We start from the raw sequence: 17,760 nt of genomic DNA on the forward strand, positions 1-17,760 counted from the left end.
TTATAAAAACCTGCGCTCACGGCTAGCTTTACAGCTTGTTGATTTAAGTGAGTATACAAAGCTCTTTAATTTAATGACAGTGCTATACCTTAGCTTGGCCAACACTGCTATAATTAGGCACTTATTCTGAGCTACAGCCTAATTTAAGTTCAGCAACTCTCTGATTTATCTAGATGTGATTACTATGCAAGCCACCATTAAGGCCGATCGCGGTCTGTTTTCTTACCCTAAATATTGGCCACACTGCCTGGGTACTGCGCCGTTTCTCCCCATGTCGAAGGAAGAAATGGACGCCCTTGGCTGGGACAGCTGTGACGTTATTTTGGTAACGGGCGATGCGTATGTAGATCACCCTAGTTTTGGTATGGCGGTAATTGGCCGAGTGCTTGAAGCTCATGGTTTTCGCGTGGGTATTATTTCTCAGCCAGACTGGACCAGCAAAGACGACTTCATGAAGTTGGGTAAACCCAACCTGTATTTCGGCGTAACAGCCGGCAATATGGACTCTATGATAAACCGCTACACGTCTGACAAAAAGCTTCGTCACGACGACGCTTACACGCCAGGCAATGTAGGTGGCAAGCGCCCTGATCGTGCAGTTACCGTTTATTCACAGCGCTGCCGTGAAGCGTTTAAAGGCGTACCTGTTATTGTTGGTGGCATAGAAGCCAGCTTACGTCGCATTGCGCACTACGACTATTGGAGTGAAAAAGTACGCCGCTCTGTACTGTTTGACTCTAAAGCGGATATGCTCTTTTTCGGTAACGCCGAACGTCCTCTTGTTGAAGTCACTCATCGCTTAGCGGCAGGTGAAGATATTGCCGATTTGCGAGACATTCGCGGCACTGCGATTATCGTTAAAGAAGCCTTGCCAGAGTGGCAAGGTGTCGACTCGACCTCTCTAGACAGGCCGGGCAAGATAGACGCCATTCCAAGCCCCTACCAGATGGAGCCCGAGTGCGATTCGCAGGATAAAGACGCCAAAAGCAGTGAAGCGCCAGAAGCCGCCCCCATTGTTATTCAGCCTGCGCAAAAAGAGAAAGAAAAGCGTAAGCCTTGGGAAAACGTGTACGTTAAGCTACCTGCGTACGAGACGGTGAAAGACAACAAGGTGTTATACGCACATACGTCGCGTATTTTGCACCAAGAAACCAATCCTGGTTGTGCTCGAGCCCTCATGCAGCGCCACGGTGACAGACACATTTGGATTAACCCACCGGCCATGCCGCTTGAAACCGAAGAGATGGACGCGGTATTTGATTTACCCTATCAGCGTGTGCCTCACCCTGTCTATGGCGATGCTAAAATCCCTGCATACGACATGATCCGCTTCAGTATTAATATTATGCGCGGATGCTACGGCGGCTGTACCTTCTGCTCTATTACTGAACACGAAGGGCGTATTATTCAAAGCCGTTCTGAAGACTCTATTATTCGAGAAATAGAGCAAATACGCGATACTGTACCGGGCTTTACTGGTGTTATTTCAGACTTAGGCGGCCCGACGGCGAACATGTATCGCCTGCGTTGTAAGAGCCCGAAAGCAGAAGCTACATGTCGTCGTCCCTCTTGTGTGTACCCTAGCATTTGTGCGCACATGGATACGGATCATAAGCCAACTATCGATTTATACCGCCGTGCTCGTGAATTGCCTGGAATTAAAAAGATATTGATTGCTTCAGGCGTGCGTTACGACCTAGCGGTAGAAGACCCGGAATACGTGAAAGAACTGGCTCTTCACCACGTAGGCGGCTACTTAAAAATCGCTCCAGAACACACCGAAGATGGCCCGCTTTCAAAAATGATGAAACCGGGCATGGGCAGCTACTACCGCTTCAAAGAGCTGTTTGATAAGTACTCACAAGAAGCAGGTAAAAAGCAGTACCTAATTCCTTACTTTATTGCATCGCATCCGGGTACCACCGACGAAGACATGCTAAGCCTTGCGATTTGGCTTAAAGAAAACAAATTTAAGCTCGATCAGGTACAGAACTTCTATCCGTCGCCAATGGCAACGGCTACCACCATGTACCATACCGAGGTAAATTCCCTTCGCAAAGTCACTAGAGACAGTGAAGAGGTGCCTTCTGCAAAAGGTGAAATTCACCGTCGATTACACAAGGCGATGCTGCGTTATCACGACCCGAAAAACTTTGCGCAAATTCGCGAAGCCCTTACGCGTATGGGGCGTGAAGACTTAATAGGCCGTGGTCCTCAGCACCTTGTTCCGCCAGAAACGGCAGATGAAAAACGCCAAAAAGCGCAAAAAGGCCGTCGTGGTGAACGCGCACTAACCAAACATACTGGGCTTCCTCCTACCTTTCAGGGCAAGAACAGCAAAGGCGGCAACAGCGTAAATAAGAGCCGACGTAATTCCAACGCTAACAAGCAAGATCGTGGTAACACAGCACAGCAGCGTAACGACACTGGCGGGAATAAGAACAGAGGCAACGCTTCGAAAGGAAATAATAGTAGTGGCAACAGCCGCGGCCGCACGCAAAAGCAGCCAAGCATGCACAAACGATAGCAACAAAAACGCCCAGAGCTTGTAAACTCTGGGCGTTTTTTTAAGGCCTATTGTCAACGATGACATTGCGCTTTCGTCGATTTATCCCGACTTATGCCTCGTCCACAATATAACAGGTCACATTTTCAAGCTTGGTAAGTTCCCCATTTTGGTCGTTACGCAACACGCACTGTTCACCATCACTTAGCAGCGTAAAGCTATAAACAGGGTTGTCGTGCCTTCCGTCAATAGGTAATCCCCTACTATCATCCTTTGCTTTACGCTCAATCGTAATGCTCGCGGTTTGACTGAATGCATCATCGGCTATCGTTATATTTAGACCACCAAACCAGTTGCTGATCTTACTTTCAATAGTTTGCTTTTGACTCACACTTGTGGATTTGGTTATTGCCTCGTGTAACTCAGCCTCCTGCGTTGTCGCGCATCCGCTCGCCGAGAGCAAAAGTATGGCGAGAGGTGCTGCTAGCAATCTTCCTTTTAGCAATTTTCCTTTTTTATTAGGAAGCGACATTACTTGCGCTCCTGAATAACAGGCTGATTTATTTTGTTGTGTAAAATAAAGTTCTCTTTGCGTTGTTCAGGCTTGTCGATAGGAATAAGCTTTTCGCCCCCTAACGCACTTTGGTTACTGCGCAGTGCTTTGACATCCGCCACGCCGTTTGACGTGACAACTTCGGGACATGAGCTTGTAGCAGCATATTCCAATGCGGCTGATAGCATCCCTTCATTTGGGTCGCCCAAGCTTGCGGTAAAGTCATCTTCAACTTCACACCCCGGCAACTCAAAATTGAAATTAGGCGTGGTGGTAGGCATGAAACCGTCAGCATAATCACCAAACCCTTTGTTATTCACCCCTTGGAACTGGATAGTAAAGTAGGTCTCACCGCAATTGTCTGTTGGGTAGAACCCATACGGCTTGCCACAAGTAGTAGAGCCAATTTGCACTACTTCTACATCAATACCACGAAGTGCATTCATTACCGCTTCACTTGCTGAACATGTTGCACCCGTGGCTAAAACGTAAACCTTCGTCAGCGAAAGGCTAGGCAGAAGCGTGTCGGTAAGTTGCCCTGCGTTATAGTCAATAACATTGCGGTAAAACGGTGTTGGACGAATAGTCTCTCCGGTGACAGGGTTGGTGTTTGGGTTTTTATCGTTAAAACGCAATGTTTCAAAGGTTGCGTTATTGGTTTGGTTCGGACCCGCTATCATATAGGAAAGCTGTGAAGCTAGCGCCAAACGTCCTCCGCCGTTGTAGCGAAGATCAATAACGAGCTCGGTCACATTTTCTTCAACAAACATATCGAACGCATCAATTAATCCTTCTTGCGCGGTAACGATAAAGGTATTGAATTGGAAGTAGCCCGTTTTGCCGTTTTCGGTATCGAGTACCTTTGCGTTTTGAACCGGCGTTACGCTGATATCGCCGGAGGTGATGTCTACTGAGAGAGTTGAACCATCAACCTGCACAAACTCAAAGCTTGTCACCGTACCTGCGTCTTCCGGAAACAGAGCAGCATTAATCGCATTGACGCCCTGCTGCGTGTTGTCATTGACAAAGTCGACGCCGTTTATACGCGAAAGGGTCGCACCGCGAGGCACGCCAGCAGTAGCTGCAGGTGAACCCGGCTCAGTGAATCGCACTGTTAGTACTCTCGGCACGGTTGTTGAACCAAATTCCCAATCAAACCCATAGCCCGATGAAATCCCCGATTGAGACAGTTCGTTATATTCGGCAGTGTCTTGTGAAAAGTGGAAGTTATCTTTTGGCGTACCGCTTGGCGTTAGCTCATTGGTTTTAAGCTGATCAAAATATCCCAACACTGAGAAATTTGCAGGGTCATTGTCATCTACTTCGTCGTACCACAGATAAGTGTCATTAGTCCAAGTACGTAGCCACAGCTTTTCATCCATAGCGGTACCTTGTGTATCTGGGTAAGCCCTATTAGTAAAAGGGTTAATACCACTTCTAGGAGTCTCACATTTCGCTAAATATTGAGATTGCGGTTCATACACCCCCGCTTCCCACTCTGGCTCTGTTGTTACAGGTGTCGTTGGCGTGGTAGGCGTTGTCACCACAGGAGGGGTATTGGACGAGCCTGAGCCGCCTCCACATCCAGCTAGAAGAGAAATCGTGACTGCAAGTGCAACAGAAGAATACGTATACGCTTTCATGATTTAGAAAATATCCTTTTAAAACGGCTAGCCCAAAACTATTAAACTTGTGCTAAAAACAACTTTTATTAGCATAGCCGATAGTGACATATCCTTCTAAGCGTAACTACATAACAAAAGTTTAAAATGTTTCGAAATGTAAGAAAACGTGTTGCAGAGTTGATGAGAAAGTTTCATTCGTGACGCGTATCGCTCTATCGCGGTAGAAAAGAAGACTACTTATTCTGCCGTAACAATATGCTTATTATCGTCTCTAGTTTAACTGCAACACACCTACTGCTCGTGCAGTTAAGCTACTCACATATACACCTTCATCTGTCTGTATTGCGCCTGTAACAAAGGGAAAGCCACCACTAGGGTCTTGGTAACTTTGTAAAACCTCTCCGCTTTCACTTATTTTAACAAGGTGCCCGTATGCTTGACCTTGCGGGCGCATGAACTGTGGCAGACGCTGTACAATTTTACGAATGAAAGGCTTGTCAGATAGAGCGTCAACGGGAGCGGAGCGAGGCGAAGCAAGACCCAGAAAGTACGCGCCGCTAGTTGCCTGGCTGATGTTGTCTGGGAATCCAGGCAAATTATCAATCACGACCTCCACTTGGCCCTGTTTTGGCCCAACTAGCCAATAACGCAACACGCGATATTTACCGGTTTCGTTGACCAACACTGAATTTTGATCATGGCTTATTGCGACACCATTCGCAAAAACCAGACCATCCATCAGTACATTGCTGGTTCTACGTATTGGGTCGTACTCTATAAGCCTGCCATTGCCTCTATGTTCCAAAATTTCTAGCAGGCTAGCTTGCAGCGTTCCTCCATATTCCATGGCTGAAAACTTCGTGGTTGCATCAGTGAAGTAAATCTTGCCGTTATTAGCAACATCCACATCGTCGGCATACATAACTTTCGTGTTGTCAACTTGGTTAACCAGTACCGTTAGCTCACCCTCAGGGTTTGCGATTAGCAATCCGCGATGGGCGTCAGCAATTAATAAGTTATCGTCTGCATCAAACTCGATACCCAGCGGACGTCCACCCGTGTTAATCCATGGAGCAAATGTTGCGTCTCCTTTTTTCTTTAACAATACCGCTCCAGAGTGGGTAGCTGTTGCAATAGTTCCCGCAGCATTTATAGCAAAATCCTCCGGCCCATTATCTGAGTCTAATGCAATGAGCGTAAGACCTGACAAACGTGTGTTCTCAGCGAATTGCCCTGAAAACCCGTTACTGCTCGGTGCTTGCCAGCTCATTGGCGCAATGGGTACTGGCCATAGTAGTAAATACCCTAAAATGACTATGAACACTCCACCGAATACCTTCATTTATGCTCTCCTACAAGCAACGCATGTTGTCTATCTATCAACCATAGCAAGCAACCCTCCGATACTCTGCTTTCGTTTATAAATAGAACACTATCATCCAGAGCTTTCTAAATAGCGCATATTTGAATATGCATTACAAATTCGTTAGGTAGCATCCATTCCCCCCTTCAGATCGTTTGTTTATAAAATGCTACTGAGGTACGTCATGCCATTTTATGCAAAAACACTCGGAGATAATTATGCTAAGCAAGTAGACAAAGAGCTACGTGCGAGCCACGCGGGAGAGACGGGAGCCGTTTGGATATACCGTGGTGCTCTATTCGCCGAATGTGTTTTAAAACTGGTTAATCTTTCTAGCACAAAAAGTGAGGTACAACCCTTCATACATGAGCACCTTAAAACGGAAAGACGACACCTCGCCGTGTTTGAAAACGAGATGCCGCTTTTTAGAGGCAGTTTTATTTTACTTTTATGGATAGCTTCTGGGTTTATCACCGGCTTTATTCCAAGACTTTGCGGTATAAATTGCTTTTACTACACCATTTACCGAGTAGAGCAGTTCGTAGATTCGCATTACGAAGAACAATGTAAGCGCATTTCTGCGTTACCCATCCCCCCTTCAAACGTTATAAATCGGTTTAGACAATGCCAAGCAGATGAACAACATCACAGAGATGAAGCGCTGATCCTAATGACGAAAAGGCCGTCGTTATTAATGAAATTATGGGGCGCAGCCGTTGAAAAAGGCTCTTCTATTGCCGTTGCAATCGCAAAAGTGATTTAAGTTTTCGAGCTTATGCGCAGTGACCTGTGATAAAAAATAGGCATCAGAGAATTTATTAATTGAAAAAAAAGAGACGCTTTTAAAGTGGGAAAAAAGGACAGAGTTCGGCTACCAAAACCCTGTGACAACTGCGCTATCAATGCCGACACACAGTTTCGTATTCGATGTGGTGATGAAGACACGTGGCGTATAGTATGCAAAGCTTGTCAAGAACGAGCAAAGGCCAGCAATGGCTATATGTATGGCGGTACGTGGAAAAGAAAGAAGCGTAACTAAGGGGCTTCCTGTGAGCCCCTAATAGTTACGATAAGATTTACGCATTCACTCTTTTTTCTTGCGCTGATTGAGGCACGCTGTTACTCGCGTCGGCTTCAATCTGACTTTCTGCATTTTTAGCACGCTTAAGCAGCGTATTAGCACGATAAACACTCCACACCACGTACACCGCCATAGGTATATTAAGCTGAAGTGACGCAACCGATAGCGTCGCGCTTTGGTGCATAGCCGCATAGGCTATGAGTAACACCATTACGCTTAGGCCTGATATAAGCAACCATATCGGCTTTGTGAGTGATTTAACTCCCACTGTAATGCCGGTATTAAATAGCATAAGGCACCAAAAAACGGCGATGAGCGAGCTTGTAAAAAACATATCTGCTACAGCAGTTAATGCGAGTGCACTCACACTACCCCACACCGTGCTGTACCAAAGCCTGCTTGCTAACGGCGGATGCGCCTTCTTAGACAGCCAAATCTCCATACCCGACACGCAAAGCATTGTCAGCATTACACCAAGAACAAAGTACAGCCATTTGCTGGTAAGGCCGGCGAAGTCACCGAAGTGCAAACGGTACATTGCCCATACCAACTGCTTACCCCATTCACCGAATTCATAGCCGGCCACACCGATAAAGTTCCCCGCCGTATCGAATCGATAGCCTTCTGCGTAAATCATTCTATAGGGTGCCTTGGCATATATTTCGATGAACTGCTCTGGTTCACCGACTTCGTGTACCGTTAAAAATATTGGCGACTTTTCTGGCGCTAGCGTTTCCATTTGTGCAAACGCCCTACCAATAGCCGGTTTACCTTCCTGTGGCGCTAATACAGGGTCTGGCGTAAAGATTTTCTGAATAACCGCGTCGCGATCGCCATCGTAATTTAGTGAGGCAACAACCACCAAAATGATCCCTGCCATACCAAAATATGCGCCTGTTATACCTATAACTAAATGAAAAGGCGCTGCCCATAGTCCAAAACGGTTGTGCAAATCAATTTGTGCTTGCTGACCGTTGCCACCCCGTCGAAGTTTAAAAGCATCTTTTGCTATTCGTTTGTGAGCAATAATTCCAGTGACGACAAGGGTACAGATGATAGCGCCCAAAGCGCTGACCAAAATCATTCCCCAACTTTGTGGCAAATTGAGATACAAGTGCAAGTTCACAAGCATTTCGGTAAAAGACACGCTTTCTTGCTCTAATAAGTTACCTTCACTGTCGGCAAAGTAAGCAGCATGATCGTTTTCTACCACCAACCGAGGGATATCTGATGTAGGGAAAACCACATAAAGATGGTGAGACTCTTGCGTATTCTGAGCCAAAAAGGTGTCCATCGCCTTTTCAACAACATCAGGAGAAACATTCTCCATTTCTTCAATATGCGGCTGTTCCCACCTTTCAAACTCTAAGTGAAAAACCGCAACGGTCCCAGATAAGCACACCAAAAAGAGAAGTACACTTAGAAAAACGCCTACCCAAGTATGTGCATTTAATGCATTTTGTTTTGTTATTTTATCCATCGATATTCACCTACATGGGGAGGAAAATAAGTATTGGTAGGCAAAGCGCAGCCAAAACTGCGTAAGCAACAACAACTTTAATTTTGTGGGCGGTAGCAAGGTAGTGATAAACAATAAGACCCCACCAAATTGGCAACAGCACGATACCTGTAGCCAACTTCCCTGCTATTGAGAATGGTAGTAGCGCACATAGTCCTAGCGTCAATAACACGCTCACAACCAATAAAACAACCAGCACCACGATGTAGTTTGCGATGTTCCCTAGAACTGTACGTCGCGAGAAATCAAAGCTCCTCGGCTGAGGTACATTTTTTGGCTGAGGTAAATGCGTTTGGTTAAACGCAATAAAAGGCCACACTAAAATGGAAGGAATACACAGCGCATATAGCACGCCAAACTCCCACCCCTGAGCATAAGACCAGCACACTGCTGCAACCAGCCATACGACAAGACCCAAATAAAGATACGTTGACGCTTGAGCGCGCCAACTTTTATAAATAACACCTAAGGCTGCAAGTGTTAAACCACCCGCTGCAACTGAAAGCATGATAAATCCTTAAAACGAATAGGTTAGCGACGCGTTCACTGTTCTGCGTACACCAGGGAAACAGTCACCTCTGAATAAGCAAGACGTGAGATATTTTTTATCGGTCACATTTCTTACATTCAGCTGCAAATTCAAATTATCTGCTAGCTCGTACGACACCATCAGGTCACCAAGGGTGTAGCTAGGCGTGTCGTATCTGATGATACCATTCTCAGAAACTGATTCTCCCACGTAGCGAATACCAGCTCCTACCGTCAGCGCTTCAAGCTCAAGTGGAGAATAATTTACCCATAGGGATGCATTGCTGTCTGGCTGTGCTGACAACGAAAAACCGTTAGGATCTTCTGCATCCAAGACCGACGCCGCAAACTGCGCTGTTATCTGGCCAAAGTCTACGCGCCCTTCTAGCTCAATCCCTTCAATGGTCGTTACGCCTTGCTGTTGCGCCGCTTCGTCTGGTAATCCGTTAGGATTAGGAAGGTTTGAAACTTCAATATCGTAATACGCCAGCGTGATAAAACCAGGAACTGACGAGAGTTCATACTTAATCCCTGCCTCGTATTGACGGCCTTGTTCTGGCTTAAGCTGGTTGTTATTATTATCTAGTCCCACTACCGTCTCGAACGACTCAGCGTAACTAAGGTAGGGAGAAATGCCGTTGTCAAAACGATACAAAATTCCAGCTGAGTATGATGTTTGCGTGTCATCCTGCTCAGTTACGCCTGTATCATTATCAACGCGGTCGTGACGTAGGCCTAGCGTTACCCGCCAGTTTTCATAGGAAATTTGATCAGACAGGTATAACCCCGTGTCCGTGACTGTCTGTTCAGGCGCATCGTTGTAGATTGCGTCGAAAATGGCTTGCTCTGGTGCGCCTGTGTACTCAGGGTTAGCCAAGTCCAGAATGTACCTAAAATCACCTTGTAATACCCCACCACCAGCATAGTAAGCAGAGTTGGCGTCAGTCTTAACATGTTGATATTGTACACCCGCTAATAATTCATGTTCGAAAGCGCCTGTTACAAAGCCCTTGTTTACACGAATATCAAAAGCGTGTTGATTAAACGTATTGTCTGCTTGATAAAACGTTCTCGGCACAAAGGTATCGGTAGGCGCTACCGGTGCCCCTACAAAAGCGTTTAGATAGCGAGTGCCGCCCGTAAAAGTGGGCCACGCTTGGTGGTAGTCTGCCTCACCATCTCGCCATAAGGCAGTAAATGAAAGTGACGTTGCATCGTTAATCAAGTGCTCGCCAAGCAAGGTAACTTGGTTCGACTTAGTATCAAATTTATTAAACCCTGGTTCACCTGCGTAAACATCTTGGTCGGGTAAATAAGTGCCGTCAGCCAAAGGCAATAATGTGCCTTCCACAGGAATAAACTGCGCTGCTGTATCGCTATCAGTATCTTGGAATAACCCGATAAGCGTTAGCGTTGTATCGTCAGAAGGCATGAAGGAAAGTGACGGCATGAATACTTGGGTGTCGTCGCTAACGTAATCAACCTGAGAGTCAGCATTACGATATATACCCACAAAACGCCCCATCCACTTATCATCTTCAGACAGGCTGCCGTTTACATCCACCCCAACTTGCGCGCGGTCGAAGCTTCCGTAGGACAACACCACTTCGCTTCCTTTGCCTAACTTGGGCGTTTTTGACACATAGTTCATTATGCCACCGGGAGAGCCCTGACCGTAAAGTACAGAGGCAGGCCCCTTAAGCAGCTCAACCTGTTCCATTGTGTAAATTTCAGCTCGCGTAGAATTATAGCTGCCAAACAACTCTTGAATTGAGTCGCGATAGCGCGGAATACTTAATCCTCTGGAAGAAATTGAATCGACTCGGGTGGCGTATCCGTATGACTCCCCCGTCACGCCCGCCATATAGGTGGCAGACTGAGAAAGATTTAACACACCTTTTTGCTTTAAATCTAATGCGGTTTCAATGGAAATTGTACGGGCGAGTTCAACAATCGGTGTATTTGTTTTTGTTGCGCCAAACGGAGAACGCATGCCCACTACTTCAATCTTTTCTACTGCATTCGCTTCTGCTTTTTCCCCTGTTGCTTCTCGCTTATCTATAGCTAAGCCAGCGCCACTTTTATCTTCCTGAGCATGTGCGTGAGACACTAAGATAGCCGCTACCGCCAAGCTGAGTAATTTCTTATTCATGTTGAGTGTTTTCTGTTATTAATTTTTAAGACCCATCAATTCGCCTATTACAAGAATGAAGTGAACTGAAGGCTGCATTAGTACTTTCGTCTAATTTAGCAAAAATTTACACAAATGATAACCAGTATCATTCACATTAACATCAATAAGTAGCAGAAAACGCGTTAACCGAGGTTGTTAAGTAACATAAAGATACGCGCATACAAAAAAGCCGAACTAACAGCGTTAGCTCGACTTTAACTCTCATGAGAAGTGAAAGGCTAATGACTATGCCGCTTCACTTTCCTGTTCAGACTCAACCACTTCATGGCTTAATAAGTATTCAAATGCAGCAAGCGATGCTTTCGCGCCCTCACCCATCGAAATAACAATTTGCTTATACGGTACTGTTGTTACGTCACCGGCTGCAAATATACCCGGCTCAGATGTATGACACTTAGTATCAACAATAATTTCGCCATATTGTGTCATGTCTACCGTGCCCTTCATAAACTGACTGTTTGGTACTAGTCCAATTTGAACAAATACACCTGCAAGTTCACGGGTGTGCACTTCGTTAGTTGAGCGATCTTGGTATTCAATTGCGTTCACTTTGCCATTTTCAGCAGTAATTTGGCGCGTTGCCGCGTTCTTGATAATGGTAATATTATCTCGTTTTTGAGCTTGATCGATAAGTACCTTATCCGCTTTTAGTTCTGGCATAAATTCAAATACCGTCACCGATTTTACAATGCCAGCAAGGTCAAGTGCCGCTTCAATACCTGAGTTACCACCGCCAATGACCGCTACATCTTTACCTTTGAAGAAAGGGCCGTCGCAGTGTGGGCAGTACGCAACACCATTACCGATGTTCTCTTTTTCGCCCGGAACACCAAGTTCTCTCCAGCGGGCGCCTGTCGCAACAATGACCGTACGAGTGCGGATCTGTTCGCCAGAAGAAAGCGTAATGGTTTTAATATTGCCTTTCTCAATGCTATCAACGCGTACGTGCTCTTTGAGCGTAATGTCGTAATCGCGTACGTGCTCCATCAAGTTACCAACAAGCTCAGGGCCCGTTGTTTTAGGTACTGAGATAAGGTTCTCGATACCCATGGTATCTTTAACTTGGCCGCCAAAAGTTTCAGCAACAATGGCAACTTTAAGGCCTTTACGGGCACTGTAAATCGCCGAAGCAACGCCTGCTGGACCACCACCGATAACCGTTACGTCTTGAAGTGGTAACGCATCGCCTTTGTTTGCTTCTTTAAGGCTAGGGTCGCGTTCAATTAACTTGTTGATAAGCACAGAGGCATCAACTTTACCATTCGCGAATAGCTCGCCATTAAGGTATACGCTAGGAACACCTTGGATGTCGCGCTCTTGAATTAGATTTTGATATAACCCGCCGTCGATCATTTCGGTCTTGATGTTAGGATTAATCAAAGCAAATTGATTAAGTGCCTGTACGACTTCAGGGCAGTTGTGACAGCTTAAGCTAATGAACACTTCAAAATTAAGTGGTTCATTCACCGCTTTCACCATCGACTTAACGCTATCGTCTAGCTTAAGTTCAGTACCCGCTGCATGCAGCATGGCAAGTACAAGCGAGTTAAACTCGTGACCGCCAGGGATACCAGAAAAACGAATTCCCGTATCTTCGCCGTCAGCTTCCAACAAAAAGCTGATTGCACTGCGCAACTCACCATTTGTGTCACGCTCTTCTACGTTTAATTTTTCGCTTACTGAAGCAATGTCGGACAGAAACGTCACAAGCTCTTCACGCTTGCTATGTTCACCGGTCTGTACGACAAAGGTTATGTTTTTCTGCATTGACTCTGCATATGATTTCAATGCTTGTAAAATTTCTTTAGTTAACACGGTTATTCTGCCTTATTTTCGACACGCCGATCCCCGCCAACCTTTTAAAGGGTCAACAACATAAGCGGAAATTGGAAATTAATATCAGGGAGTGGAGACCCACTCCCTACAAATTATTTGCTTAATACTGTGCAATGCACGAAGCGCTGAGCTTTCATATATTAAGCGCTAAGCGTGCTGCTTAGATTTTGCCTACTAGGTCAAGTGAAGGTGCTAGAGTTGCTTCGCCTTCTTTCCACTTAGCTGGGCAAACTTCACCTGGGTTGTTTGCAACGTACTGAGCAGCTTTAACTTTACGTACTAGGTCATCTGCGTCACGGCCGATACCTTCAGAAGTGATTTCCATCGCTTGGATGATGCCTTCTGGGTCAACAACAAATGTAGCGCGGTCAGCAAGACCCATAGTTTCACGCATACAATCGAAGTTACGAGTGATTTCGCCTGTTGGGTCGCCAATCATTGCAAATTTGATCTTGTTGATCGTGTCAGAAGAATCGTGCCATGCTTTGTGAGTGAAGTGAGTGTCAGTAGATACTGAAAATACTTCTACGCCACGTGACTGAAGTTCTTCGTACTTGTCAGCGATGTCGCCAAGCTCAGTTGGACAAACAAATGTGAAGTCAGCTGGGTAAAATACGAAAACTGCCCATTTACCTTTGATGTCTTCGCTGCTTACGTCTACGAACTCGCCGTCTTTAAATGCAGTTGCTTTGAAAGGTTTGATAGCAGTATTAATCAATGCCATGTTTAATTCTCCATTTGGTTTAAATTATTTTCGCACGTTAAACACATACGAATACAAACTTTACGTTTATTGTGTCGACATGGTTTTGCAGTTTTGTGAAGATAATCACGTAACGCAAAATTCATGTCTCTCGAAACTGGTGATAAGGATAGCGCGCACAATCACAAAAAACTAATTGGTAAAAATGAATCGCTTAATCAGGTTATTGAATTGAACGATGAAAATTGAGCCAAAATAGATTGATTGTTTCGCAATACGGTTTCACCGGCTAAACTCTGCTGAATGAGAAAGCTATGACCCATTCCCGACTACAGCGCATCTCCCACGAAATAATGCTAATCGATGGACACGCGCCATCTCGCACTTTGGCAAAGCATGCAAAAATGGAGGTCAGCCCCTTTGTTTTCTACAGAGGCAGTGCGCAGTTGTTTTACGCTGATATAAAAGCTGGCCAAACTATATAACAAAGCCAAAGCCCGCAGCGCAGGAGGAGAAGACTTCACGGTTAAAAGTGCGCTGGCTAAAGCCGTTCATTTTGATGGCAATACCTTGGGGTTTAAGGCCAACATTGAGAAATTTTCTACCCTAAGCCCACAAGAGTACGCCACGCTACTAGAAGCTTTTGCTCCCTACATGGACGATGCGGTAGTCGATATAGTGAAACGCCTGGATGCGAGCACCGGGTCGGTAAATATGGCGCGCTACTACTTTTTAGTAGGACCAGCAAAACTACATAATTCAGCAAGCTTTGCGCGTTGTCATATTGTAGAGGTTGAGCAACAACATCTTTTTCTCAAGTAAAAAGCCTGCTCGTAAAAATAGAAAATCTTTATACAGAACAAGTAGTTGATGATCATGCGCTGTTCACTCGTGCGCTGAAATAAAGATATCAATAAAAAGCGTATTTTTTACCAGGCGAACTGTTGTCATAGACCTGTCGTTAGCATTACTTAACACTTATATTAGCTTTTGGTTAAGAGTTAAAGGTATAAGTAAACTTACCTGTAGATGATAAGAAATTGATATTTAAGTAATATTTTAAAAACAGCTTGAATAAGGTTAAGTCATTCCTATCCATTACAAATGCCCTTAGTGTAGTTCAAGCAATAAGAAAATTGCGCTTCACATATCACTCTGTTTTTTCTATTTCGGCAAAAGCAGAAGCAGTAATTATGTGAATTAAAAATAATGAAAACTACAAAGGGAAAATGACGTGAAAACATCATTAACTTTACTATCTGCAGGAATCATTTCTGCACTTTCTTCAACTGCCATCCAAGCTAACGATTTAGTCATTAGCGGTGTTATCGATGGACCGTTAAGCGGTGGTGTTCCAAAAGCAGTTGAACTTTTCGTAGTCAATGACATAGCAGATTTGTCTACCTATGCCCTTGGGACTGCAAACAACGGCAGCGGTACTGATGGCGAAGAGTTTACGTTTCCAGCTGGTGCGTCTGCAAGCGCTGGTACTTATATCTACGTAGCATCAGAAATTGATGGATTTACTGCGTTTTTCGGTTCTGCACCAGACTACGATACTTCATCAATGGGTATTAATGGTGACGACGCTATTGAGCTTTTTAAAGATGGCAGCGTTATTGACACGTTTGGCGATATCAACACCGACGGTAGTGGCACCACGTGGGAGTACCTAGACGGTTGGGCATACCGTACGTCAGGTCAAACAGCAAATGGCGGCAGTTTCGAAGCATCTAACTGGACTTACAGTGGTGTTGACGCGCTTGATGGCTCGACCACTAACACTGACGCTGCAACGCCGTTTCCAGCGGGTACATTTACCACTGAAGGTGGCGGTGACGTTGTAGAAGTTCCAGAAGAGCCTGCTGTTGAGCTAGGTATTTGCGGTGCAGACGCGACACTTATTAGTGCTATACAGGGCAGTGAAAGCAGCTCTGCTGAAGTTGGCAATAACGTTATAATTGAAGCTATTGTAACTGGCACACGTGCTGGCGGCTTCTTTGTCCAAGAAGAAGCGTCTGATTACGACGCTGACGACGCCACGTCTGAAGGCTTATTTGTAGAAGGTTCTGTCGACGTTGAAACAGGTAACCTAGTTCGCCTTTACGGTGAAGTAGAAGAAAACTACGGTATGACCACACTTGCTATGGATAGTGATGTGGCTGCACTTGATTGTGGTACAGCGGATGCTGTAGCAGCGGTAGAACTCTCTATGCCGTACGAACTTGACCTTGAAACCGTTGAAGGTATGGTTGTTAGCGTGACTGATGCAACAGTGACAAGTACAAACAACCTGTGGCGTTTTGGTGAAATCGTTGTGAGCGACACAGTTAAACGCCAACCAAGCGACGTAGCTGCGCCTCTGTCAGAAGCTTATACTGCGGCAGAAGATGCGAGCGAGACAAGCCTTCTTACAATCGAAGATAACAGTAGCTCGCAGTACCCAGATGCTCTTAATTACTTCCCTACTTTCAGCTACGCTAATGCCATTCGCATTGGTGATTCGGTTTCTGCTGCTGGCCCACTAAACTACAGTTTTGGCACTTACAGAATTAATCCAAGCGACGTTATCGAAGTAACGTCTTCTCGCGAAGCAAACCCAGTGGTTACAGAAGGCAACCTATCTATTGCTACGTTCAACGTGCTTAACTACTTTAATGGTGAAGTAGATGCAAATGGCGACGTAACTTTCGATTATGACGAAAACCGCGGCGCAGACGATGAAGTGGCGTTTGAATTGCAACAGGGTCGTATCGTTGAAGCTATCGTTAACCTTAACGCAGACGTTGTCGGTTTGATGGAAATCGAAAACGATGGTTTTGGTGAAGATAGCGCTATCCAATCTCTAGTTAATGCTATTAACGCCGAACTTGGTGAAACCGAGCAATACTCATTCATCGCAACCAGTGATGGCAGTGAAATTGGTACGGATGCGATTACTGTAGGCTTGTTATACAAAGCTACAGTAGTGACGCCAGAAAATGATGCCATGGTAGTTGCTATGCCAGAGCAACAAATTGGTGAAGATAGCCTGGCACGCATGCGCCCAAGCCTTCTTCAATCGTTTGTACACACTGAAAGCAGCAAATCGTTCCTTGTTGCCGTGAATCACTTTAAATCAAAAGGTTCACAGTGTGCAGAAGATGTGGCAGAAGCGCCGTCTGAAATTACCACGATTCAGGGTAGCTGTAACGCACTTCGTGTATCGGCGGCTATCACATTAGGCAACGCGCTAAGTGATGAGAGCCTGCCAGAGCGCAAGGTTATCTTAGGCGACTTAAACGCTTATAGCGCTGAAGATCCAGTAGCTGTACTTACCGATTACACACCTGAGTCTCGTGGATACACTATTACGACTGCGGTCAATACAGGTATGGATGAAGGCTCGTCAGTGGACGTAGAGTCTAGCTTCGGCTATCACAACTTGGCTGAAGAGTTTGATGCAGAAGGCTTCTCATATTGGTTCTACGGAACTGAACAGGTGGGTAGTTTAGATCACGTACTAGCAAGTGAAGCTATGCTTGCAGACGCCATTGACGGTGCTCACTGGAACATCAACTCAGTTGAAGCTTACCAGTTGCAGTACGATCAAGCGCTTCGTTATTACCCAGATGAAGACGGTTACGCCTTTACTGATGTTGGTCCATTTAGAAGCTCAGATCACGACCCATTCATCGCAACCTTTGACCTACAAGCAGACGTAGTTGAAGAGGAAGAAGAAGAAAACAATGATAGCTCAGGTGGAGCAATGGGAGGAATTCTTGCCCTGCTAGCTGCAGCGATTGGCTTTCGTCGTCGTTCGACTACTGTTAAGAAGTAAAAAGTGAAAGAATGAAGTACACGCTTAACGGG

At 45.5% G+C, this 17,760-nt stretch carries 13 protein-coding genes; 5 read left to right on the forward strand and 8 right to left on the reverse strand.

Features of this window, described 5'->3' with window-relative positions; genetic code table 11:
* Positions 1 to 184: 184 nt before the first annotated feature.
* A complete protein-coding gene (locus tag F0261_RS08835) occupies positions 185 to 2,527 on the forward strand; it encodes a YgiQ family radical SAM protein (protein ID WP_171337764.1) in 2,343 nt (780 codons plus the stop codon).
* Positions 2,528 to 2,618: 91 nt separating this feature from the next.
* On the opposite strand, the gene F0261_RS08840 is transcribed toward F0261_RS08835, so the two are convergent.
* From F0261_RS08840 to F0261_RS08850, 3 genes are all read right to left on the reverse strand, one after another.
* Positions 2,619 to 3,038, reverse strand: coding sequence for a hypothetical protein (locus F0261_RS08840; RefSeq protein WP_171337765.1), 420 nt, complete (start codon positions 3,036 to 3,038; stop codon positions 2,619 to 2,621).
* Positions 3,038 to 4,702, reverse strand: a complete 1,665-nt coding sequence (locus F0261_RS08845; RefSeq protein ID WP_171337766.1) for a S41 family peptidase — start codon at positions 4,700 to 4,702, stop codon at positions 3,038 to 3,040. Before F0261_RS08845 ends, F0261_RS08840 begins: the two co-directional genes overlap by 1 nt.
* A gap of 253 nt (positions 4,703 to 4,955) precedes the next feature.
* Positions 4,956 to 6,026 carry a strictosidine synthase family protein gene (locus F0261_RS08850; protein WP_171337767.1) on the reverse strand — a complete coding sequence of 357 codons (1,071 nt, stop codon included), beginning with the start codon at positions 6,024 to 6,026 and terminating at the stop codon, positions 4,956 to 4,958.
* Between the two features lie 205 nt (positions 6,027 to 6,231).
* Between F0261_RS08850 and F0261_RS08855 the strand changes: the two genes are divergently transcribed.
* Positions 6,232 to 6,810, forward strand: coding sequence for a demethoxyubiquinone hydroxylase family protein (locus F0261_RS08855; protein WP_171337768.1), 579 nt, complete (start codon positions 6,232 to 6,234; stop codon positions 6,808 to 6,810).
* 313 nt (positions 6,811 to 7,123) lie between these two features.
* On the opposite strand, the gene F0261_RS08860 is transcribed toward F0261_RS08855, so the two are convergent.
* From F0261_RS08860 to ahpC, 5 genes are all read right to left on the reverse strand, one after another.
* Positions 7,124 to 8,608, reverse strand: coding sequence for a PepSY domain-containing protein (locus F0261_RS08860; protein WP_171337769.1), 1,485 nt, complete (start codon positions 8,606 to 8,608; stop codon positions 7,124 to 7,126).
* Between the two features lie 10 nt (positions 8,609 to 8,618).
* Positions 8,619 to 9,155 (reverse strand): hypothetical protein, encoded by a 537-nt coding sequence (locus tag F0261_RS08865; RefSeq protein ID WP_171337770.1) that lies wholly within the window; start codon positions 9,153 to 9,155, stop codon positions 8,619 to 8,621.
* A gap of 9 nt (positions 9,156 to 9,164) precedes the next feature.
* Positions 9,165 to 11,327: a TonB-dependent siderophore receptor gene (locus F0261_RS08870; RefSeq protein WP_171337771.1), complete on the reverse strand. Its 2,163-nt coding sequence runs from the start codon at positions 11,325 to 11,327 to the stop codon at positions 9,165 to 9,167.
* 267 nt (positions 11,328 to 11,594) lie between these two features.
* The gene (gene ahpF / locus F0261_RS08875; RefSeq protein WP_171337772.1) at positions 11,595 to 13,184 is read right to left on the reverse strand and encodes an alkyl hydroperoxide reductase subunit F; all 1,590 of its coding nucleotides are present in this window, start codon (positions 13,182 to 13,184) and stop codon (positions 11,595 to 11,597) included.
* Positions 13,185 to 13,365: 181 nt separating this feature from the next.
* A complete protein-coding gene (ahpC, locus tag F0261_RS08880) occupies positions 13,366 to 13,929 on the reverse strand; it encodes an alkyl hydroperoxide reductase subunit C (RefSeq protein WP_014949268.1) in 564 nt (187 codons plus the stop codon).
* 383 nt (positions 13,930 to 14,312) lie between these two features.
* On the opposite strand from ahpC, the gene F0261_RS19940 reads away from it, so the two are divergent.
* From F0261_RS19940 to F0261_RS08890, 3 genes are all read left to right on the forward strand, one after another.
* A complete protein-coding gene (locus tag F0261_RS19940) occupies positions 14,313 to 14,393 on the forward strand; it encodes a DUF2252 family protein (protein ID WP_253819351.1) in 81 nt (26 codons plus the stop codon).
* A gap of 85 nt (positions 14,394 to 14,478) precedes the next feature.
* Complete coding sequence (locus tag F0261_RS19945) at positions 14,479 to 14,730, forward strand: hypothetical protein (protein WP_253819343.1); 252 nt, start codon at positions 14,479 to 14,481, stop codon at positions 14,728 to 14,730.
* Between the two features lie 412 nt (positions 14,731 to 15,142).
* Complete coding sequence (locus F0261_RS08890; RefSeq protein WP_171337773.1) at positions 15,143 to 17,728, forward strand: ExeM/NucH family extracellular endonuclease; 2,586 nt, start codon at positions 15,143 to 15,145, stop codon at positions 17,726 to 17,728.
* The last annotated feature ends 32 nt before the right edge of the window (positions 17,729 to 17,760 follow it).

This window comes from Alteromonas sp. 07-89-2, from assembly GCF_013113925.1.
Lineage (GTDB): Bacteria > Pseudomonadota > Gammaproteobacteria > Enterobacterales > Alteromonadaceae > Alteromonas > Alteromonas macleodii.

What these genes read in the sequence shown, in the direction of transcription:
- F0261_RS08835 (WP_171337764.1), top strand. Translation starts at nt 185, where the DNA reads ATGCAAGCCACCATTAAGGCCGATCGCGGTCTGTTTTCTTACCCTAAA.
- F0261_RS08840 (WP_171337765.1), bottom strand. Translation starts at nt 3,038, where the DNA reads ATGTCGCTTCCTAATAAAAAAGGAAAATTGCTAAAAGGAAGATTGCTA.
- F0261_RS08845 (WP_171337766.1), bottom strand. Translation starts at nt 4,702, where the DNA reads ATGAAAGCGTATACGTATTCTTCTGTTGCACTTGCAGTCACGATTTCT.
- F0261_RS08850 (WP_171337767.1), bottom strand. Translation starts at nt 6,026, where the DNA reads ATGAAGGTATTCGGTGGAGTGTTCATAGTCATTTTAGGGTATTTACTA.
- F0261_RS08855 (WP_171337768.1), top strand. Translation starts at nt 6,232, where the DNA reads ATGCCATTTTATGCAAAAACACTCGGAGATAATTATGCTAAGCAAGTA.
- F0261_RS08860 (WP_171337769.1), bottom strand. Translation starts at nt 8,608, where the DNA reads ATGGATAAAATAACAAAACAAAATGCATTAAATGCACATACTTGGGTA.
- F0261_RS08865 (WP_171337770.1), bottom strand. Translation starts at nt 9,155, where the DNA reads ATGCTTTCAGTTGCAGCGGGTGGTTTAACACTTGCAGCCTTAGGTGTT.
- F0261_RS08870 (WP_171337771.1), bottom strand. Translation starts at nt 11,327, where the DNA reads ATGAATAAGAAATTACTCAGCTTGGCGGTAGCGGCTATCTTAGTGTCT.
- ahpC (WP_014949268.1), bottom strand. Translation starts at nt 13,929, where the DNA reads ATGGCATTGATTAATACTGCTATCAAACCTTTCAAAGCAACTGCATTT.
- F0261_RS19940 (WP_253819351.1), top strand. Translation starts at nt 14,313, where the DNA reads ATGGAGGTCAGCCCCTTTGTTTTCTACAGAGGCAGTGCGCAGTTGTTT.